The sequence below is a fragment of the Mesorhizobium sp. Cs1299R1N3 genome, assembly GCF_037179625.1.
Taxonomy (GTDB): domain Bacteria; phylum Pseudomonadota; class Alphaproteobacteria; order Rhizobiales; family Rhizobiaceae; genus Mesorhizobium; species Mesorhizobium salmacidum.
Genome location: NZ_JAPYKQ010000008.1, coordinates 22,219 through 41,298 on the forward strand (window position 1 = coordinate 22,219; position 19,080 = coordinate 41,298).

At 64.6% G+C, this 19,080-nt stretch carries 20 protein-coding genes and 1 pseudogene; 4 read left to right on the top strand and 17 right to left on the bottom strand.

Features of this window, described 5'->3' with window-relative positions; genetic code table 11:
- Positions 1-253 precede the first annotated feature (253 nt).
- Positions 254-613: an SPW repeat protein gene (locus O7B34_RS18235; protein WP_337140140.1), complete on the bottom strand. Its 360-nt coding sequence runs from the start codon at positions 611-613 to the stop codon at positions 254-256.
- A gap of 253 nt (positions 614-866) precedes the next feature.
- Positions 867-1,007, bottom strand: coding sequence for a hypothetical protein (locus tag O7B34_RS18240; RefSeq protein ID WP_337147589.1), 141 nt, complete (start codon positions 1,005-1,007; stop codon positions 867-869).
- Between O7B34_RS18240 and O7B34_RS18245 the strand changes: the two are divergent.
- A pseudogene (locus tag O7B34_RS18245) lies at positions 955-1,113 on the top strand (AraC family transcriptional regulator); the annotation flags it as partial. The gene O7B34_RS18240 and the pseudogene O7B34_RS18245 overlap by 53 nt on opposite strands.
- 175 nt (positions 1,114-1,288) lie before the next feature.
- The gene (locus O7B34_RS18250; RefSeq protein ID WP_337147348.1) at positions 1,289-5,554 is read left to right on the top strand and encodes an autotransporter outer membrane beta-barrel domain-containing protein; all 4,266 of its coding nucleotides are present in this window, start codon (positions 1,289-1,291) and stop codon (positions 5,552-5,554) included.
- A 45-nt stretch (positions 5,555-5,599) separates the two neighbouring features.
- On the opposite strand, the gene O7B34_RS18255 is transcribed toward O7B34_RS18250, so the two are convergent.
- From O7B34_RS18255 to O7B34_RS18265, 3 genes are all read right to left on the bottom strand, one after another.
- Positions 5,600-6,481 (bottom strand): DMT family transporter, encoded by an 882-nt coding sequence (locus O7B34_RS18255; RefSeq protein ID WP_337147350.1) that lies wholly within the window; start codon positions 6,479-6,481, stop codon positions 5,600-5,602.
- Positions 6,482-6,619: 138 nt separating this feature from the next.
- Positions 6,620-7,306: an aspartyl/asparaginyl beta-hydroxylase domain-containing protein gene (locus tag O7B34_RS18260; RefSeq protein ID WP_337147352.1), complete on the bottom strand. Its 687-nt coding sequence runs from the start codon at positions 7,304-7,306 to the stop codon at positions 6,620-6,622.
- A gap of 415 nt (positions 7,307-7,721) precedes the next feature.
- Complete coding sequence (locus O7B34_RS18265; RefSeq protein WP_337147354.1) at positions 7,722-9,188, bottom strand: hypothetical protein; 1,467 nt, start codon at positions 9,186-9,188, stop codon at positions 7,722-7,724.
- A 251-nt stretch (positions 9,189-9,439) separates the two neighbouring features.
- Between O7B34_RS18265 and O7B34_RS18270 the strand changes: the two genes are divergently transcribed.
- Positions 9,440-10,042, top strand: coding sequence for a sulfotransferase family protein (locus O7B34_RS18270; RefSeq protein ID WP_337147355.1), 603 nt, complete (start codon positions 9,440-9,442; stop codon positions 10,040-10,042).
- 83 nt (positions 10,043-10,125) lie between these two features.
- Here the strand turns inward: O7B34_RS18270 and minE are convergent, their stop codons facing one another.
- From minE to O7B34_RS18330, 12 genes are all read right to left on the bottom strand, one after another.
- Positions 10,126-10,398, bottom strand: a complete 273-nt coding sequence (gene minE, locus O7B34_RS18275) for a cell division topological specificity factor MinE (RefSeq protein ID WP_027144293.1) — start codon at positions 10,396-10,398, stop codon at positions 10,126-10,128.
- Positions 10,395-11,210, bottom strand: a complete 816-nt coding sequence (gene minD / locus O7B34_RS18280; RefSeq protein WP_027144292.1) for a septum site-determining protein MinD — start codon at positions 11,208-11,210, stop codon at positions 10,395-10,397. Before minD ends, minE begins: the two co-directional genes overlap by 4 nt.
- Positions 11,211-11,368: 158 nt before the next feature.
- Positions 11,369-12,211 (bottom strand): septum site-determining protein MinC, encoded by an 843-nt coding sequence (gene minC / locus O7B34_RS18285; RefSeq protein WP_337140134.1) that lies wholly within the window; start codon positions 12,209-12,211, stop codon positions 11,369-11,371.
- Between the two features lie 203 nt (positions 12,212-12,414).
- Positions 12,415-13,662: a glycosyltransferase gene (locus O7B34_RS18290; protein ID WP_337147356.1), complete on the bottom strand. Its 1,248-nt coding sequence runs from the start codon at positions 13,660-13,662 to the stop codon at positions 12,415-12,417.
- A gap of 445 nt (positions 13,663-14,107) precedes the next feature.
- Positions 14,108-14,257 (bottom strand): hypothetical protein, encoded by a 150-nt coding sequence (locus tag O7B34_RS18295; protein WP_140509404.1) that lies wholly within the window; start codon positions 14,255-14,257, stop codon positions 14,108-14,110.
- 50 nt (positions 14,258-14,307) lie between these two features.
- The gene (locus O7B34_RS18300) at positions 14,308-14,595 is read right to left on the bottom strand and encodes a hypothetical protein (protein WP_027144288.1); all 288 of its coding nucleotides are present in this window, start codon (positions 14,593-14,595) and stop codon (positions 14,308-14,310) included.
- A 205-nt stretch (positions 14,596-14,800) separates the two neighbouring features.
- Positions 14,801-15,124, bottom strand: coding sequence for a DUF2934 domain-containing protein (locus tag O7B34_RS18305; RefSeq protein WP_027144287.1), 324 nt, complete (start codon positions 15,122-15,124; stop codon positions 14,801-14,803).
- Positions 15,125-15,241: 117 nt separating this feature from the next.
- Complete coding sequence (locus tag O7B34_RS18310; protein ID WP_337147357.1) at positions 15,242-15,841, bottom strand: BA14K family protein; 600 nt, start codon at positions 15,839-15,841, stop codon at positions 15,242-15,244.
- Positions 15,842-15,957: 116 nt separating this feature from the next.
- Positions 15,958-16,452 (bottom strand): DoxX family protein, encoded by a 495-nt coding sequence (locus tag O7B34_RS18315; protein WP_337147358.1) that lies wholly within the window; start codon positions 16,450-16,452, stop codon positions 15,958-15,960.
- A 322-nt stretch (positions 16,453-16,774) separates the two neighbouring features.
- Positions 16,775-17,254 (bottom strand): tetratricopeptide repeat protein, encoded by a 480-nt coding sequence (locus O7B34_RS18320; RefSeq protein ID WP_337147359.1) that lies wholly within the window; start codon positions 17,252-17,254, stop codon positions 16,775-16,777.
- Positions 17,255-17,285: 31 nt separating this feature from the next.
- Positions 17,286-18,257: an MBL fold metallo-hydrolase gene (locus O7B34_RS18325; protein WP_337147360.1), complete on the bottom strand. Its 972-nt coding sequence runs from the start codon at positions 18,255-18,257 to the stop codon at positions 17,286-17,288.
- Between the two features lie 118 nt (positions 18,258-18,375).
- Complete coding sequence (locus O7B34_RS18330; protein WP_337147362.1) at positions 18,376-18,597, bottom strand: DUF680 domain-containing protein; 222 nt, start codon at positions 18,595-18,597, stop codon at positions 18,376-18,378.
- 108 nt (positions 18,598-18,705) lie between these two features.
- On the opposite strand from O7B34_RS18330, the gene O7B34_RS18335 reads away from it, so the two are divergent.
- Positions 18,706-19,017, top strand: coding sequence for a hypothetical protein (locus O7B34_RS18335; protein ID WP_337147363.1), 312 nt, complete (start codon positions 18,706-18,708; stop codon positions 19,015-19,017).
- The last annotated feature ends 63 nt before the right edge of the window (positions 19,018-19,080 follow it).

Genomic DNA, 19,080 nt, shown 5'->3' on the forward strand with positions numbered 1-19,080 from the left:
TATGGGTTCGATCTCACCGAAATCCATGGGCGCGGCCTCCCGATCGCAAGCGGGTGGCCAGATCGGCACGGGTGGTCCGGCAAACGGATGCCGGCGGACATTCACAAAAGTGCCCGAACGCGGCGCGCGGCACCCATCGCCCTCGCGGCACCAGGGCGCCAGCCCAAATTTCGTGTACCTTGGACGCGCATTCCATATCTGCGGGAGGAGCCCGTCACTCGCGCGCCGAGCCCCCACCCTTGGTCCGTCCCAATCACGCGTGCGCGTGCGGGTGACGGAAGTCCCAGACGGCCCAGCCGGATACGGCAACCACCAGCACGCCGAGAACGACGTCAGTGGCCATCGCATGTGTGTTCGCCATGAAACCGAGTAGCCAGGGCGAAACGATCAGCCAGAGCCCGAGAACGACACTCACCCATTCTTCCCACTCGGCGAATGCGGTAAGCGCTGCCAGAGCCATGACACCCAGCACGACGCCAACAACCCAGGCGTTCCATGCAGGTGCGGTTTCAGCAGCGAAGCCGATTATCCAAGGTGAGATGAACAGGCAGATGGCAAGGACCAGATTGAGCCAGTCCTGGCCCTTCTTTCCTTCCATGAGCATGTTAGCCATGACAACCTCCATAGATGAAGCTTGACCAAAGCATTACAGTCGCGTGCGACGCACGCTTAGTCATTGATGTAATTATGCTTCACGTGGCTTGCAAGACCTGCTCGGCGGCAGCCTCGGCTGGGCGTAGGTGGGGTTGTATTCTTGCGAAGTCCAGGAGCCGACGTCGGAGATCGGCGACGAAGAGACGGCCTCTCCTACTCCGGCGACGGCACCGGCGGCTTGGAGGTCAGCGCCGTGCCGGCGGCGGCCACGATTAAGGGCGGCGATGCCGGCCAGTTGCGGCCAGCGCGCCGAGCCCCGGTTCCAGGCGAGTCAGCGTGCCATGGATGCGCGCCGGCATGCGGGTCAGCGACATCGCCATGATAAGCGGATTCAGCGATGTGTCGTACTTCAACCGCTGCTTCCGTCGCCGGTTCGGCCGTACGCAGACGAGCGCCAGATGGACCTGGGCACCTCCGCGACGGGTGAACCGGCGCGGCCATGCCCGATTGTCTCCGTGAGAGACCGAAAAGCCAGGGCACCGGCGGCAATCAGCGGGCCAAACCGCCACAGTGCGCGAAAAAGGCACGGCACCTCACTCCAGTCCAATTCCAGTGCGGCCTTGCCCAAGACAACAGCCGGGCGCCGATGACATGTCAGCCTCAGGGCGAAACGACTGTCATGTCAGGGGATTGAATGCCGCAGAATGGATTTGAAGGCCGCAAGGCGCAGGCGTTGAAATATCTGGCGCTGACGTCGACGGCGCTGATCGGCCTTGGCCAGCCGATCCCTGCATCGGCAGCCGAGGTCTGGACCGGCGCCGCCTCCACGAACTGGTTCGCCACCGGAAACTGGAAATCCGCCGCTGTCCCGACATCGAGCGACGACGTCATTCTCGATCCGGTATTCCCTCACCCGACCGTGGTCGATGCGGCGAATGCGGCCGCCCATTATCTGTTTATGGGCACCATTTCGAGTTACTCGGGCTCGCTGACGATCACCAATGGGGGCACGCTTGCCGACACCGCCGGCTTCGTCGGCTACGTTTCGAACGCGAACGGCACTGTAAAGGTCGTTGGACCAGGCTCCATTTGGAACAACAGTTCGGATCTTTTCCTTGCCTTGGGCACCGGCAGCACCGGCACCTTGACGATCTCCGGCGGCGGCGCTGTGAGCGACACAGTGGGTCATGTCGGCTATGGCCTGGGCACCGGCACCGCAACGGTGGACGGGCCGGGCTCGACATGGATCAACAGTGGGGATCTCTACATCGCCGAATTTGGCACCGGCACGCTGGACATCACCAATGGCGGCTTGGTCAGCAATGCCGTGGGGACCGTAGGTTGGCATGCGGGCTCCACCGGCGCGGTGACGGTCGACGGAGCGGGTTCGATATGGGCGAATTCTTCCCACCTGTTCGTCGGCGATCAGGGCACCGGTGCGCTGAACATTTCGAAAGGCGGCACGGTCAGCAATCAGAGCGGCATTCTGGGCAATCTGGCGGGCTCCATTGGCACAGCAACTGTCGACGGTGCTGGCTCGGCCTGGGCGAACGCGGCGCTCGCGGTCGGGAACGCGGGCTTCGGCGCGCTGACGATCACGAATGGCGGCGTGGTCACCAGTTCGGTGGGTTATGCCGGCTATGATGTGGGCTCCCAGGGCCAGGTGACGGTCGATGGTGCCGGCTCGACCTGGAGCAACACCTCCGACCTCTTCATCGGCTTCCAAGGTGAGGGCAGGCTGGGGGTCTCGAACGGCGGCGCGGTCAGCAACAAAAACGGCATGATCGGCGCGATGGCAGGCTCGACCGGCCTGGCGTTCGTCGATGGCGCCGGCTCGACCTGGAAAAGCAGCTCCAACCTGGCTGTGGGCGATTACGGCGACGGCACCCTGGCGATCTCCCACGGCGGCGCCGTCAGCAGCTTCTGGGCGACCATCGGCGCGAAGGCAGGCTCGACCGGCACGGTGTTTATCGAAAACACCGGCTCGACCTGGACCATCAACTCCAACCTGGCGGTAGGCGATTTCGGCGCCGGCACCCTGGGGATAACCGAGGGCGGCGTCGTCAGCAATGCCTCGGCCTATGTTGGCGACTCGGCGGGTTCGACCGGCACAGTGTTCGTCAGAGGCGCGGGAGCGGCCTGGAACAGCAGCGGGAACCTGTATGTCGGCGGGCTCGGCACGGGCACGCTGACGGTCTCCCAAGGCGGGGCCGTCAGCAGTGGCGCTGCCACCATCGGCGGCGGCGCCGCCGCGGTCGGCACTGTAACGGTCGACGGCGCCGGCTCGACCTGGACGGACAGTTCGGATCTGATTGTCGGCGACCAGGGTACGGGCACGCTGACGATCACCAATGGCGGCGCCGTCAGCGATAACTCGGCCTATGTTGGCGACTTCGCGGGCTCGACCGGTACGGCGCTCGTCGACGGCGCGGGTTCGACCTGGACAAACAGTTCGAAACTGGTCGTCGCCGATCAGGGCACCGGCATGCTGACGATTTCAAATGGCGGCATTGTCAGTGACATCAAAGGCTTCGTCGCGCTCGAAATCGGTTCGGCCGGCGGGGTTTCGGTCAATGGACCGGGGTCGACCTGGATGAATTCGGGCGATCTGTCCGTCGGCTTCAAGGGCGCCGGTTCCCTCCAGATCGGCAACGGCGGCCAGGTCGTCAATCAGGCTGCGACCCTCGGTGAATTCGGTACCGCCACAGCGGCGGTGACAGTGAACGGGCCGGGATCTTCCTGGAGCACCGATAAGCTTCTTACCGTGGGCAGCAGCGGCCATGCGACACTTTCAATCTCCGGCGGCGGTTCAGCGGATGCCGATACCGTTTTTGTCGGCGCGGGAGCAACGGGCACGGGTGGGGTTAGCGTCGACGGCGCGGGCTCCAAATGGACCAACAAGAACGAGATGTATCTCGGCGGCCTCGGAAATGGCACGCTCGCCGTCACCAATGGCGGCGTGGCCTCCGGCGGCCTGGCTTACCTGGCGATCGGTGCCGATGCATCGGGCCAGGCAACCGTCGACGGCCCGACCTCGCTATGGGAGGTCCATGGCGACTTGGCGATCGGTTTCGGCGGCACGGGGTCAGTGACGCTCTCCAACGGCGGCACGGTCATAGCGGACGGCCTTACCGTGATCGCCAGCCAGGCCGGCTCAACCGGCAACCTCAACATCGGCGGCGCGGCAGGCTCCGCGGCGACGGGCGCCGGCATCTTCGATCCGGCGGTCTTACAGTTCGGCAATGGTACGGGCGCGCTCAATTTCAATCACACTGACGCCAACTACGCGTTCGGTGCTGCCGTCAGCGGACTGGGAACGATCAACCAGATCGCCGGCAACACCAACCTGACGGCCAATTCGAGCGGTTTCACCGGTGCGACCAACGTGAGCGGCGGACGGCTGGCCGTGAACGGGTCGCTGGCGAGTTCGCTTGTGACCATCACCGGCGGCACACTGGGCGGCAACGGCACGGTGGGCGCCATCGTGGCGCAATCGGGCGGCATCATCGCGCCGGGCAATTCGATCGGCACACTGCATGTCGCGGGCAATCTCGACCAGGCGGCGGGCTCGATCTACCAAGTCGAGCTGACCTCGACCGGCCAGTCCGATCTTATTGATGCGACGGGTACGGCGACCATCGCCGCCGGCGCCATTCTCGACCTGGTCAAGACGGACGCCGCGCCTTACGTGGTTGGCACGCATTACACGGTACTGGAGGCCGACGCCGGCGTCACCGGCACCTACACGATCAGCGGGCTGGGCCCGTTCAGCGGCCTTTTCGCCAGTTACGACCCGACGCATGTCTATCTTGACGTGATGCAGGCAAAGGCCTTCGCCGACGTCGGCCTGACGCCCAATCAGATCGCCACCGGCGGCGGCGCCGAAAGCCTTGGCAGCGGCAATCCGCTGTTTGATGCCATCTTCGCCCTGCCGAGTGAAGCCGCCGCCCAGGACGCTTTCGACCAGCTTTCGGGCGAAATTCACGCCTCGGCCAAGGGCATGCTGCTGGAGGACAGCCGCTTCGTCCGCGACGCCGCCAGCAATCGCATCAGCGCCGCCTTCGGCGATATTGGTGCGGCAGCGTTGCCGGTCATGGCTTATGGCGAAGGCGGGCCCGAAATGGTCGCCGCCGATATCGACCGCTTCGCCGTCTGGGGCCAGGGCTTCGGCTCCTGGGGCAAGACGGATTCCGACGGCAACGCCGCCGCCTTCGACCGCTCGACCGGTGGCCTGCTGGCCGGTGCCGACACTTTGGTCGGCGGCTGGCGCATTGGCCTCATTGGCGGCTACAGCCATTCCTCCTTTGAGGTGGATGAGCGTCAGTCATCCGGCAAGAGCGACAGCTACCATCTCGGCCTCTATGGCGGCACAAATTGGGGTGCCATCGCCTTCCGCACCGGTGCGGCCTACAGCTGGAGCAGCCTCTCGACAAAACGCTCCGTCGCCTTCAACGGCTTCGCCGATCAGCTCTCGGCCGACTACGACGCCGGCACGGCGCAAGTGTTCGGCGAACTCGCCTATAAGGCCGATGCCGGGCGCTTCAAGTTCGAACCCTTCGCCAATCTCGCTTATGTCAGCCTGCATACCGACGGTTTCACCGAAACGGGCGGTGCGGCGGCCTTGACCAGCACCGGCGCAAGCACCAACGCCACCTTCACCACGCTGGGCCTGCGGGGCTCGACCGGCTTCATGCTTGGCGGCATCGACGCCACCGCGCGCGGCATGCTCGGCTGGCGCCACGCCTTCGGCGATGTCACGCCGACGTCCAGCTTCGCCTTCACCGGCGGTGACGCCTTCACGATCGCCGGCGTGCCTGTCGCCAGGGACGCCGCGGTGATCGAGGCCGGCCTCGACCTCGACATGTCGGCCAATGCGACGCTCGGCCTGTCCTACACCGGGCAGTTCGGCGGCGGCACGGTCGACCAGGGCGCGAAGATCAATCTGGGCCTGCGGTTTTGAACAACCGGCCGTGCAGCGTGAGCCTGCGCCTTCCTCGACCCGACGCTACTCCGGCGAAGGCACCGGCGGCTTCGAGGTCAGCGCGGTGCCGGCGGCGGCCACGATCACGGCGGCGATGCCGGCCAGTTGCGGCATGGTCAGACTTTCCCGCAGGAATAAAAACCCGGCCAGCGCGCCGAGCCCCGGTTCCAGGCAGGTCAGCGTGCCATAGATGCGCGCCGGCATGCGGGTCAGCGCCACCATTTCCAGGAAGAACGGCAGCGCGCTGGAAAACAGGCCGACGAGCAGCGCGCTGACCAGGATCGATGGCGCGAGCAGCGCCGATCCTGCTTCCGCCACGCCGAAGGGCAGCACCAGCACGGCGGCGATGGCCATGCCATAGGCGGTGGTGCGGGTGCCGAGTTCCGCGCCCGCCTTCTGCGCCAGCACGATATAGAGCGCCCAGAACCCGCCGGCGGCCAGCGCCAGCATCACGCCGACCGGGTCAAGCGGCTGCAGCGAGCGGATGAAGGGCGACAACAGGACGATGCCGGCGACCGCCAGCGCGATCCAGGCAAAGTCGCTGGCCCGCCGCGAGGTCAGCGTCGCCACCAGCAGGGGACCGGAAAACTCCAGCGCCACCGCGACGCCGAGCGGGATCCTGGCAAGCGCTGCGTAGAACAGAAGGTTGAGCGCGCACAGCGTCACCCCATAGGCGACGAGCCACGGCAGAGTGGCGCGCGAGGGCCGCATCTGCCAGGGCCGCAGCACCGCGATCAGCATCAGCGCGCCGATGACCAGCCTGAGCGTCGTCGTGCCTTGCGCGCCGATCACCGGGAACAGCGTCTTGGCGAAGGTGGCGCCGATCTGGATCGACACCATGGCGCCCATCAGTGCCGCGACCGGCAAGGGTGCTGCTTCGCGGCTGGCAACCGGCATTGATGTCACTTGTGCTTCATCCTCCATGCCGGCAGGCGCAAACCTGCTGGCAGGAACGCAATAGGCTGAACCGGCCTTGCTGTCGTGAGACAGCGCGGATGCGTCGATGAGGGCACGGCCAAATGGCACGAACGGCGGTCGCGCAGTTCAGCCGGAAAAGGACACGCCCCTGTGGCGCATGCCCGCCTGCACGCCGCGCACGATCAGCCGGGACAGGACTTCCATGTCCAGCGGCATTCCCGGACGCCAGACATCGAGCAGCAGCGCAACGCGGGGCTCGTCGGCGTTGTTCATCACCTCGTGCGGGAAAGTGTCGTCCCAGAGCAGGCCCTCGCCATCCGTGATCCGCTTCTCCCGATGATTGATCATCATGATGGTCGCCGGGCGGCCATCGGCCTGCCGCGGAATGACCAGCCCGAGATGAAAGCGCATGATGCCGCGAAACGGTCCGCGATGGCTGGGAATGTGCTTGCGCGGCGCCAGGAACGAGATGGCCGCCGATTTGACTTCGGGGCACTCGGCGAGCAACCGGCTCAGAACCGGCATCCGCGCCAGGTTTTCGGGTATCCCGATGTCGTAGGCCTTGAGCACGAACATGCGCCAGTCGAGGCCGTCATTGGCCGAGATCTCGGCCTGTTCCGGCATGATGTCGTGGAAGCGCGGCGCCCCACCCGGCCGCACGGCAAGCGCTTCGTCGCGAATGGCCTGCCAGGCGGCGGTGAATTTCGCCGCGTTTGGAAAATCGGTGGCGGCATCGAGGATAGCCGGCGCGTCTATGCGCTTTTCATAGACACGCCGGACCCCATCGGATGCAAGATCGTAGATGCGCGACATCTCATTGCCTCGAGAGCACGATAAACGGGCCGCCGATGGTTCGGGTTGCACTTTTTGTTCATTGCGTCGTGAACTACGATACTATCCGCGGCCCCGTCTTGACGTCGACGATCTCGGGCTTGGCGGTATCGACCGCGCCATCTCAACCGCCGCCGAGCGCCTCATTTCGACGTAGTTGGTCGCCGGCCGGACGCGGCTCCGCAGCAGCGAATCCTCAGCCGAGTAGAGCAAGCGCTGGGCGTGGAGCGCGTCGAGAAGACTTGTCTCGCCGAGCGCGATCAATACCGAAGACCGGTAGGTGATGAAATACTGGTCGCGATGCGCCTGGCGGCCTCGACGGCCGCTTTCGACTGCCCGGCATTGAACAGCGTACGCTGAGCCCGAAGCGCTGGGGCAACGAGACCTGCGAAGCGTGCTACGACGTGGCGCGCAGGTTCCTGCGGATGGGCCGCCTGCCCGTTGCACGGGCTTTCTCGGCCACCACGGCGGCGATCTCCACCACCTCGCCCTCGCGCGGTCTGCCGTTGGTGGCCTTGTGGAGCCGCTCGTAGGGCAGCAATTCCTTGATCCGGGCATTGAGCGACGCGATTTCGGCCCGCAGATCCTCGCATTCCTGCCGTTGGACATCCCGTTGTATGTCCTCCGACGCCTGCTGCAGCGTGAGCTGCGAAAGATTGGCGTTCGCCCTGGAAAGGCTCAGCTTGTCGGCTTCGTTCTCATCCGTGAGCGCGGACAGTCTTTCATCGGCGATCTTCTTTTCGGCCACTGCGTCGTCCAGCTCGGTCTTGAGCCTGGCCATCTCGGCGGCGGCCGCGCTGTTCTCGTTCGAGGCCCTCTCCAGCCGTGATTCCAGGTCTTGTATCTCGGAACGCAATCCGCGCATTTCCGTCTGGGCGCGAGCCCGTTCGGCTTCCCAGTCGCCTTCCATCATGCTGGCCGACTCGGACTTTTCCGCCAGCTTGGCCTGTGTGGCCTCGAGCGCCTTCTGCAGCCGGATCTCCTCTTTCTCGCTCTTGCCGAGCGCCGCCATCAGTTCGGCAAGCCGCGCCGCTTCGCTGGCGTGGATTGTCGAAAGCTCGTCCAGCCTGTGGCGCGCCTGGGTCTCCCGCTTCAGCACCTTGTCGAGCTCGGCCGAAAGGCTGACATGTTTTTCCCGCAGCATCTTGCTCTCGCGCAGGCGCCTGTTGGCTTCGACCGTCCTGGCCGTCAGCCGGTTGGCGATGTCGCCGAATTCGGCGTCGCGTTTGGCGCTGGCATTGGCCGTCTCCGTGAGCTCGAGCCTTACCGCCGCAAGCGTTGCGCGAAGCGTCTCCCGGTCCTGGACCAGGCTTGTCTCGCGCTGCTGCAGCAATTCGCACGCGCCGTCACGCTCGCGCAGCTTTGCCGCCGTGTCGTGCAGCTTTTCCGACAGCGTCCTTTGCTCCGCGATCAGGCCGGCATTCGCGAGCTCCAGCTCGTTGGCGCGAAGAATGTCGGTGTGGAGGATGTTGAGGAATTCGCGCGTCAGATGGTGCGAGGTCGAGATTTCCGATAGTTTGCCGTTGATCTCGTCCAGATAATCCCTGGCGTCGTGGAACATCCCTTCGAAGGCATTCAATGCCGCCAGCCGGGTCTGGGCATGGGGGGTCAGTCGTGGCGCGGTTTTGGCGGTTTCGGCATTGCCCGCGTCATCCGGATTGTCCGCGGCATCCGCATAATCGGCATCGGCTTGTGGCGGCGAGGCATCGGCGCCTGACTCGGCTTCAGGGACACCGTCGCCCTTTGGCGGTGACTCGAATTCGCTATCGAGGCTGGCATCCAGGGCGTCCGCCAGATCGTCCTGCAACTCCTGGAGTGCATTATCTACGTCTTCAGCACGCTTGATCAGGCTCTTGAAGTTCATACGGAACTCCCTCTTACGCAACCAAAACCGGATATTTAACAAACTGCTAATATGTATCCTTACATCCGCTTATTCCGCAGGGGAAGCCCCCGGTGGAAAATGTAAATTTTCGACATTGGCGATCTGGATGCCGCGGGCAGCCGGTGCCAAGCCTCCGGCGCGGACCGTGGCGTTCGCGACGGTGTGAACGTGGTGTGCGGCCTGATATGGTGCCGGCAAACGGTTTGCAGGTCGAACGGGAGGGCGTGGAGATGTCGATCAAGGTGATCGGAACCGGCTTCGGCCGAACGGGCACGGATTCGATGCGCGAGGCGCTGGCCATTCTCGGCTTCGGCCCCTGTCATCACATGCACGAAGTGATCGGCAACGAGGAGCAGAAACGGATGTGGCGCGCGCTGGCCCAAGGTGCCGCGCCGGACTGGAACCGGCTGCTCTCGGGCTATGTCTCCTGTCTGGACTGGCCCTCGGCATACTATTGGCGCGAACTGATCGAATTCTATCCGAATGCCAGGGTGATCCTGACCTACCGATCGGCCGAAAGCTGGTGGGAGAGTTTTGAAAAAACGATCGCGGCGGGACTTGAGCAAAGCGTGGATCGGGAATCGCTGGGCCTTGCCCTGATCGCCAGGCAGGTGTTCGGCGGCCGGCCTGGCGATCGAGCGCATGCCATTGCCTGCTACGAGGCCAATGTCCGTGCCGTGTACGCCGGGGTGCCACCGGAGCGGCTGCTGGTCCACGCCCTTGGCGATGGCTGGGAACCGCTGTGCACCCATCTCGGCGTTGCGATACCGGATCAGGACTATCCCAATCGCAACAGCGCCGCGGGCTTCAGGTCGAGATTTTCGCTGAACTGATCTGGACCAATACCGGCGGTGCCGGCCCGGCAAATCCGGGTTCCTCGCCCCCTCTGGAGCGGGGCGAGGAGAAAGCGTCGACGCTACCCCGCCATGGCCAGCGGCACGGCGCTCTTGTTGGGGATCTGGATGTCGATTTCCAGGGTCGACATGGTCTCGCCGCGGTCCATCGAGACCTGGAGATAATCCTGGTCGATCTGCACATGCCTGGCGATCACAGCCATGATCTCCTCGCGCAGGATGGAGACGAGATCGGGCTGGCCACGGCTACGGCGCTCATAGGCGAGCAGCACCTGCAGCCGCTCGCGCGCCACCGGCGCGCTGGTGCGCCGCTTGAAGAGGTCGAGGATACTCATGCGGCCCTCCTTCCGAGCAGACGGTCGAGAAAACCCTTGCGTTCGAAGGGCACCACCACCGGCAAATCTTCGCCTTCGAGCCGCCTTGCCGCTTCGAGATAGGCCTTGGCGGCGTTGTTGAGCGGTTCCGACAGCGTCACTGGCGAACCGAGATTGGAGGCGCGCAGCACATCCTGGCTTTCGGGGATGATGCCAAGCAGCGGCACGGAGAGGATTTCCAGCACGTCGTCGATCGACAGCATTTCGCCGCGCGCGGCCCGCGCCGCGTCATAGCGCGTGACCAGTACGTGCTTGGCGATCTGCTCGCCCTGTTCGGCGCGCATGGTGCGGGCGTCGAGCAGGCCGATGATGCGGTCGGAATCGCGCACCGACGACACTTCCGGATTGGTGACGATGACGGCCTCGTCGGCGAAGCGCATGGCGAGCTGCGCGCCGCGCTCGATACCGGCCGGGCTGTCGCAGAAGACATAGTCGAAGACCGATCGCAGCTTGTCGATCACCTCGCCGACGCCCTGCTCGGTCAGCGCATCCTTGTCGCGCGTTTGCGAGGCCGGCAGCAGGAACAGCGTGTCGACGCGCTTGTCGCGGATCAGCGCCTGCGACAGCTTGGCTTGACCCTGGATGACGTTGACGAGGTCGAACACCACGCGCCGCTCGGCGCCCATGATCAGGTCGAGATTGCGCAGGCCGACGTCGAAATCGACCAGCGCTACCTTCTTGCCGGTCTTGGCGACCGCGGCACCCAGCGCGGCCGTCGAGGTGGTCTTGCCGACGCCCCCCTTGCCCGATGTGACGACCACTACCTTGCCCATGGAAAAAGCCTCCGTTGCCTGTTGTCGTTTGTTATGCCGTGCGCCGCACGGTCAGAGCCTGCCATCATGCCATCCCAAGCCGGTCCGAGGCTTGCGCGCAGTGCCTCGGCGCATGTCCGGACCGGAACCGTGAAACCGGGCGTCAGCATCCCGCCGCCCTAGTTCAGCGGCACGACGGCGAGCATGTCGCCTTCGAGGAAGGCCTGCACCGCCTTGCCGCGCGAGACGCCTTCCATCTCTTCGGCGGTGGTGTACCAGCCGTCGACCGAGATCAGTTCCGCCTCGTTCCTGCGGCAGAAGATGCGCGCCGACCGATTGCCCTGCGAGCCGGCGATGGCGCGGCCACGCAGCGTGCCATAGACATGGATCGAGCCCGCCGCGATGATCTCGGAGCCGGACGCGACCGAGCCGAGCACGATGACATCGCCATGCGGATGGAAGATCGACTGGCCCGAGCGGATCGGCGACTTGACCATCAGCGTGCCGGCCTGGACCGCTTCCACCACGCCGGCTTCCGCCGCCTTGGCAGCCTTGCCCTTGCCGGCCTCGGCCTTGATTTCGACCGGCTTGCCCTCTTCGGGCTTGCCGGCATCCTTGCCGCGATCCGAAAACACCGTCTCCAGCTTGCCGGCTTCTTCCAACGCCTCCGCCTTGCCCTTGCGGCCGGAAAGCAGGCCGTCCGAAGTCGCTTCCTTGGCGCCGGTCAAAAGCGGCGGCAGGTCAAGCCCCAGCGAAGCCCCTTCGAGCTCGATCGCATAGACCCGAATACCGCGCGCGCCAAGCGAAGCGACCAGCAGCGCGATATCGGCGACCTCGGGCTTCAGCACGTTCAAATCGAGCACCACCGGCCGCCCGGCAAAATAGCCCGGCGAATTGCCGATCCAGTGATCCAGCCCCTCCAGCCAGGCCGAAATCGGCGCCTCCGGCGTAAGCGAAAAGGCCACGAAAGAACGGGCGCGAAAACGAATGGATTTTGTTTCGACGGGGGCGGCAAAGGTCACGGCCAGCGAATCCTTACTGAGAGGTAAACGCTAGGGGGTTAATGGTTAACGAATGGTTAACGGGGAGGGCCAACCTGGCAGCACGCACGGGAAATTGGAGGCCGGCTACGCGCCGGCAGCGGACACCGGCCTACATGTTGGAGTGTGTTGATTTGGGCCGCTCCAAGACGGCCCCCGTAAAACCGGCGCTTAGAATTTGGTCCTCAACGTAGAAGGCGCTGGCGTTCAAGGGAGCTAATCGCGTTGCCGACACCGTCTTCGGCCCGGATCGCTTCGCCGAGCTTGCTTGCTCTCTGATGCATAAATGCACTCCCCGTGGCCTCTGCGATGGCCGCGGCCAGCAGGTCCGCGGATAGCTTCTTCTTGTCGATTGCGGCAGGTCCCGCGCCCAGATCCTCGATCCGCTTTGCCCAGAACGGCTGGTCACCAAAGAACGGACAAATGACGTTCGGCTTGCCGGCTCGAAGCGCGGCCGCTGTTGTGCCAGCGCCGCCGTGATGGACGCAGGCCGACATGAGCGGGAACAGCATCTCGTGCGGTGCGCCCTCGATGAAGTGGACATGACCGATCCCGAGATCGCTTCTAATGGCGCCGCCGCCGATTGCGAGGACGCCGCGTCTTCCGGCCTTGGCCAGCGCGTCAACCACGAGTTTCGTCAAGGACAGCGGATCGATGCCCGGCATGCTGCCGAAGCCGACATAAACAGGCGGCTCCCCACCCTCTATGAAACTTTGGAGGTGTGCGTTTGGACGCCAATCGGTATTGCCGCTCAGGAACCAGTAGCCCGTCACTGCAACCGTGTCCGGCCAGTCGGGCGGAACGGGCAGGACGTGTGGACTGTAAGCATAGAGCGTTGCTCGGGGGCGCAGCTTTTTCTCCGGTTTCCGCGGGAGTTCGAGCTCGGTGGCGCGCCACTCGCCGACCATTTTACGAAAAAGCGCATCGCCGCTATGCGCCATCACACTGTGCGTAAGCTTGTTGAGGGGACCAAGCGAACGGAACTGAACCAGCGGGCTTGCAAATGCGGCTGTCGGCGTGAAGCCTGGCAGGGGCGAGGCGAGAACGGCTGGACAGGATTGCTTTTCCGCGATGTGCGGCGCGGCGATCGCCTTGGGATGATAGATGAACAACTCAGGGCGAAACTGCCGGGCGGCCTGCCACTCGGCCGTGAGTTGTTTGCGTCCGATCGGCCTGAACTGTTTGATCATCTTGAAGCCGGCAGCGAAGCCGGCACTGCCGGCCATCGCTGCCTTTGCTTCCGGGGTTTCCATCAGCTCGAGGAATTCAGCGGGCAGATGCGCGAACGCGATCCCACGCGTCCGGACGAAAGATTCGAACTGAGAGGGCGCGGCGATCAGCACCTCGTGCCCCGCTTGCCTAAGACCGAGTGCGAGAGCCAGATAGGGCTGCACGTCGCCGCGTGTGCCAAGGGTGTGGATTGCGACTCTCATAAACTCGCTCCTGAGAAATGCTTCTCCGGAGGACAACACAGAGTGCCCAGATGAACTCGTTGCTGAAAGGCCATAAGCCGTTCCGAAGGGACTACTCCCGTTGGCGGCCCGACCAACGTTCATACCTGCCCAGCGGAACTGACCGGACACCCGCAGTTTCTATGGCAGCCCAGGCGTCAGCTTTCAAGTCGAATGTCCGCTCCGGGCCCACCAGCGGCCGGCAGATCAAGAGCTAGCTTGTGCCCTGGACACCGACAATGTCCGCGTCCGCTTAGTAGAGGAGCCGGGCTCTAAGAATGCCCGACATGCGGGCATTGCTGCCATTCGTACGCGCTGCCATTCGTACGCAGAGGATGGCGAGGCTCCAAAGGGTCAACAACGGTCTTAGGCTGGTCGCTGGAGCGCGTCGTGATAGCTATGCAGCCGGCAAGATGCGGTAATCCCCTCACCCCCGCTTAAAATACTGCACCTCCCGTTCATGCTTCTCCGCCGCTTCCCTTGTATCAAACGTCCCCAGATTCCGCCGCTTCCCCGTCTTCTCGTCCTTCTTCCTTGAATATAGCCGGTATTTTCCGTCTTTCAGCTTCCTGATCATCGGTCTCTCCCTTGGCGAAGGACCCGGCGATCGCCGAGCCCTTCCTGTTGTCAGTCGCGGTGTTCGGGCATGGCTTTCAGCTGGTCCTTGGTCCAGCTGGTCACGGCGTGGACGTCGCCGTCCTCGTCGCGCATGAAATCGAGTTCGTTGGCGGCGACGGCGACCGGTTTGGCGCCGATGCCGAGGAAGCCGCCGACATCGATGACGACCTGGCCGCTGCCATGCATATGGTCGACGGAGCCGATCTTTTCGTCGTTGGGGCCGTAGATCGTCGCGCCTTCAAGCGTGTCCGGGGTCAGTTCGGCGGGGCGGAGCCTGACGTGGTTTGCGTGGTCCATGAGTGCATCTCCTCTGGGGGGTTGGGACAGGGTGAACCTCCGAGGCGACCAAGGGTTCCGACATTGCCGCGGATGACGGAAGTAGCGGGCGCAGATGACAGAGGGGGGCGTCGTAGAGCACCGACTTCGCGGATTTTTGGGGCCGGCTCGATGAATCATCTTCTCATCAAGCCGCGCCAACGCATTGTCTCTAAATGCCTCGCGTTCAGCGCCTGCGCTTCGCCTTGAGGTTGCGCGCGGCCTGCTCGATCGCGGCGCGGTCGGTGCCCAGCCTGTCGATCAGCTCCTGCGCCTCGTCACCCGATATGCCCGTGCGTGCCGCCAGCGCTTCAACCTGCAGCACGTCTGAGCTGGCGATCTCGCCGGTCTGCGGCAGCGCATCGTCCGCCGTCAGCGGCAGGGCGGCTTCCCGGTCGATCTCCATCTCGGCCTGGCGCCAGTGCCGGTCATGGTCGCCATGCGCGCCGCCTTCGCGCTGCCAGATCTCGTAGGCGCGGTTCCTGATCTTGTCGTCGCGGTCGTCGCTCATCTCGATTCCTCCACTCATGTGAGGCATGAACGCCGCGCTTATCCGAACGATCCAAAAAATTTGCGTGATCGTTGGCGATCAAAAAGGGCGCCGCCTTCCAGCGCCCGCATCCGGCGGCTATTCGCACTGGCGCCTGGGTCCGCCGGAATAGGGCTGGTAGCTGTTGTCCTCCGGCCGGTAGGAGCGGTAGCGGTTGAAGCAGGAACCGACATGGTCGGCGGAAAGCCCCGCCGTGGCGGCCGAAGCGGCGTCGCCCGTTTCGGCATAGCTGACTTCGGCTGAAGGCTTTGCGCCCTGGTCGGCGCCGGCGTCGAGATAGGGCGAGACGCAGGGGCGTAGCCGCCCGCTATAGGACAAGTAGCTGTTGTCGTCGGGATGGTAGGAGCGGTAGCGGCTGGCGCACCACTGGAGATGGGACGCCGGCAGCGCCGCGTCGCTTGCCGCGGGCTCGATCGAGCCGGTCGCGGCCGGATCGGGTGCCGGCTCCTTGGCGGCGATGTCGGGCGGGGCGGGTTGGTCGGCCGGCAAGCGTTCGAGGTTCTGCGCCGCCTTGTTCACCGGCCGCGCGTTCCTGGTCCAGAGCTCCGCCACGCTGACGGTCGGCCTTGCCTCATGCGCGGGCTTGGCGGCAAGCAGCCAGGCGGCAAAGGCGAGCCCGCTGCCGAAAACCGCCAGCGTCAAAACGAAGCCGCTGACCAGTGCCACAATCGCTTTCACGTCACGCTCCTTCAGCCCCTGCTTATAGAATGCGGAGCATCAAGGCTGGTTCCAGCAAAGTGCGTGTCGCGTGCTTGGACGAGGCGCGGGCCCAGCTCCCCCTCAAACCGGCAGCCTCAGGGAAAACTGGTCTCCACCGCCAGCAGCGCCGCCACCATGTCCTTGTCGCGCCGCCGCTGCTGCAGGTAGCCGGCCAGGAGCCAGTCCAGCGAGAACCTGCCGGCGCCGGCCGCGGCCAGCACGAACATGCCGCCTGATATGGCCAAATCCTTTTCGAAATGCAGCAGTTCGTTCTGGCTGGCAAAGTCGGTGTGGAACAGGGTTGCCGTGGCAAGGCAAAACAGGCCGAGCCCGATGGCGCCCAGCCGCGTCAGCAGGCCCGTTGCGACGGAAAGCCCTGCCCCCAGTTGCAGGGCTACGATAGCGATGAACAGCGGCAGGCCGACGCCAAGCGCCGCCATTGCCTTGGCGGCGCCTTCGAAATGGGTGGCCAGCGTGGCGCCCTCATGCAGGAAGATGAGGGACAAAAGCAGGCGGCCGGCGAGCAGCGCCACGTCCCTCAGATACAGTCTGGTGGCGAGCAGCTTCGCGGCGCGTTGGTTCAGGGTCATGGTCGGCTCCAATATTTTGGGCACAGGCGACGCCAAGCGGGAATGGCGCCTGCCGAATGTGATGTCTGAAAGGGCCGGAGCCGGCTCGAGGGAGAGGCGCCGGCTCCGGCAATGGGCGCCAGCCACGAGCGCCCGAATTTTGGTGTGTTGGGGACGGGTTCGCGCCAAGGCCCCCTCATCCGGCCGCTGCGCGGCCACCTTCTCCCCGCCGGGGGAGAAGAGGCAGGCGCTTGTGCCGGCCTCCTCCTCTCCCCTCGGGGAGAGGTCGGATTGCCCCGAATTGCCCTTCGCAATTCGGTTGGCAATCCGGGTGAGGGGGAACTTACTTCGTCACCGTGGTGTCGATGGCCTTTTGCAGGTCGGAAAGCTCCTCGCAGCCGGCGGGGCAGAGTTTCTGCAGTGAGGCCAGTTGCTGATTGGCCTTGGCCATGTCGCCGGTCTCGACATAGAGCTCGCCCAGATATTCGCGGGCCGCCTTGTGGTCGGGCTTCAACTCCAGCGCCTTGTTGTAGTAGGTCAGCGCGGTGTCGAAGTCGCCGGTCTTGCGCAGTGTGAAGCCGAGCAAATTATAGACGTCGGCCTGCTGGTTGTCCTGCGCAAGGTCCCGCAGATCGGCCAGCGCGCCCTTATAGTCCTTGGCGTCGAGCTTGGCCTTGACGGCGGTGAGGTCGGGCGCGTCGGCGCCCTCGATGTCGTCCACCGCAAAGGCCGGCATGATTGTGGCGACGGGAACGACGGTCAGCACGGCAATGGCGCCGAGCAGGCCGAACAGGGCGTGCTTGCCCCGGTAGGATTGTTTCATTGTCTTTCTCGCTTGGGTTGGGTGCTGGCGCTCAAATCTGGACCGGAGTGAAGCCATAGGCATTGCCGTCTTTCACAAAGACGCCGGTGCCGGGGAACGGGAAGTGCGAGCCGGAAATGCGGATGTTGTCGGCGATCACCCGGTCGATGATCTTGTGGCGCGTGGCGATCGCCGTCGGCCCGTCCTGGTCGTAGGCGCCCTGCCATTCCGGGTGCGGCGCCAGCAGCGCCGGCACATACATGGTGTCGGCCGAGATCATCAGCTGCTCCTTGCCGGAGTTGGCGAGGTAGACCGAGTGGCCGGGCGTGTGGCCCGGTGCGGCGACGATCTGGATGCCGGGCGCCACCTCGGCGCCGTCCTCGACCAGTTTCCAGTTCTTCCATTTCGGGAAGTTTTCGGCGATGCGCTTGCCCGCCGGCTTGCGGCCTTCGGGCAGCTTGGCCAGCCGGCTCGGGTCGGTCCACCAGTTGTATTCGGTGGCGTTGACGATCAGCTCGGCATTGGGGAACACCGGCGTGTTGGTGCCCTTCTCCATCAGGCCCCAGACATGGTCGGGGTGGAAATGCGAGATCATGATGGTGTCGATCGCCTTGTAGTCGATGCCGGCGGCGGCCATGTTGGCCGGCAGATGCGTGGCGTTGGCCTGCCACTGGCCGACGCCGGAGCCGGCATCCATCATGATCAGCTTGCCGCCCATCTTGAGCACGGCGACGGTGAGCGGAATGGGCATGAAGTCGGTGGTCAGCCCGGCCTTGGCGAGTGCCGCCTTGGTGTCGTCGACCGAGACATCCCTGATGAAGGCCGGGTCATGCGGCTTCTTCCAGATACCGTCATAGATGGCGGTCACCTCGATGTCGCCGACCGTGTATTTGTAGAAGCCGACGGTGGGCTCCACCGGCGTCTGCGCGAAAGCGGGCCGGGTGAATTCCAGCTTGCCGGCAAGGCCGAAGGCGGCAGCGGCGGCGGCGGATTGAAGCACTGTGCGGCGTGTCATGCTGAACATGGTGATCTCCTCTGTTGAGTTGTGGCTACCTTTGACGGAATGACGGAGGACCGCTGGCCCTCAGTCGCTGACCGCGGATCGGAGCGGCACCGTCGGGATCCGGTGCCGGCCCATGAACTCAGTTGCCCCAGATGCCCTGGCCTGGTTCCTCCGCATCAGAGTGCATTGCCGCCTGCACGCCGTGGCGGACCATGCGCGGCGTGGCGGTAGAGGCGGTGTGGGTGTTGTCGACGGTCACGGCGGCCGGCGTGAGGGCGCTCGTGCCGAAACAGTCGCTGCCGGCAAAGGCAGAACTCGAGGCGAGCAACATCGCAGCCACGCTGAGAGCGAGCTTTGTCATTTCGGTAAATCCTTGTTTCGTTTTCCTAGAGATCGCGGCCGCAAAATTGCCCCGCTTGCAGAGAGGACTCGGAAGGGCTCCGCTTTATTCCCGGGGGCGGTGAGATTTTTGGAACGGGCCGAAACCGGCGGCAGCGGCCATGCGGAAGGGCGCACCCAGACACAATCCAGAAACAAGTTTCAACAGTTCGGAAAAACTGGCGAAAAGATCGGATGGCATAAGCATCCCTCAACGGCCGGAAATCCGGCCGCCGCACAGGCATACGGGGTTTGGGTACGGGCGATGCAACGAGGTTCGAACGGATGGATGGGTGCCCTGCCCGGCCTGTCGCTCGCCGCCGGCAGCGCCCAGGCGATGCGCACGCCTCCGCCCCGGGCCGATGCTCCCGAACATGTGAAAACGGAGCGGCTGGTTCTGTGATAACCGCCCGGCCAAAGAGGACCCGGCGGTCAGCGATCGCCGGTCGGGATACCGGAATCTTCC

Bases quoted from the DNA above. Each gene is read 5' to 3' on its own strand.
- O7B34_RS18260 (WP_337147352.1), bottom strand. From the start codon at position 7,306: ATGTCGCGCATCTACGATCTTGCATCCGATGGGGTCCGGCGTGTCTAT.
- O7B34_RS18295 (WP_140509404.1), bottom strand. From the start codon at position 14,257: ATGATCAGGAAGCTGAAAGACGGAAAATACCGGCTATATTCAAGGAAG.
- O7B34_RS18290 (WP_337147356.1), bottom strand. From the start codon at position 13,662: ATGAGAGTCGCAATCCACACCCTTGGCACACGCGGCGACGTGCAGCCC.
- O7B34_RS18250 (WP_337147348.1), top strand. From the start codon at position 1,289: ATGCCGCAGAATGGATTTGAAGGCCGCAAGGCGCAGGCGTTGAAATAT.
- O7B34_RS18330 (WP_337147362.1), bottom strand. From the start codon at position 18,597: ATGACAAAGCTCGCTCTCAGCGTGGCTGCGATGTTGCTCGCCTCGAGT.
- O7B34_RS18325 (WP_337147360.1), bottom strand. From the start codon at position 18,257: ATGTTCAGCATGACACGCCGCACAGTGCTTCAATCCGCCGCCGCCGCT.
- O7B34_RS18300 (WP_027144288.1), bottom strand. From the start codon at position 14,595: ATGGACCACGCAAACCACGTCAGGCTCCGCCCCGCCGAACTGACCCCG.
- O7B34_RS18315 (WP_337147358.1), bottom strand. From the start codon at position 16,452: ATGACCCTGAACCAACGCGCCGCGAAGCTGCTCGCCACCAGACTGTAT.
- minD (WP_027144292.1), bottom strand. From the start codon at position 11,210: ATGGGCAAGGTAGTGGTCGTCACATCGGGCAAGGGGGGCGTCGGCAAG.
- O7B34_RS18270 (WP_337147355.1), top strand. From the start codon at position 9,440: ATGTCGATCAAGGTGATCGGAACCGGCTTCGGCCGAACGGGCACGGAT.
- O7B34_RS18265 (WP_337147354.1), bottom strand. From the start codon at position 9,188: ATGAACTTCAAGAGCCTGATCAAGCGTGCTGAAGACGTAGATAATGCA.
- minE (WP_027144293.1), bottom strand. From the start codon at position 10,398: ATGAGTATCCTCGACCTCTTCAAGCGGCGCACCAGCGCGCCGGTGGCG.
- O7B34_RS18235 (WP_337140140.1), bottom strand. From the start codon at position 613: ATGGCTAACATGCTCATGGAAGGAAAGAAGGGCCAGGACTGGCTCAAT.
- O7B34_RS18320 (WP_337147359.1), bottom strand. From the start codon at position 17,254: ATGAAACAATCCTACCGGGGCAAGCACGCCCTGTTCGGCCTGCTCGGC.
- O7B34_RS18305 (WP_027144287.1), bottom strand. From the start codon at position 15,124: ATGAGCGACGACCGCGACGACAAGATCAGGAACCGCGCCTACGAGATC.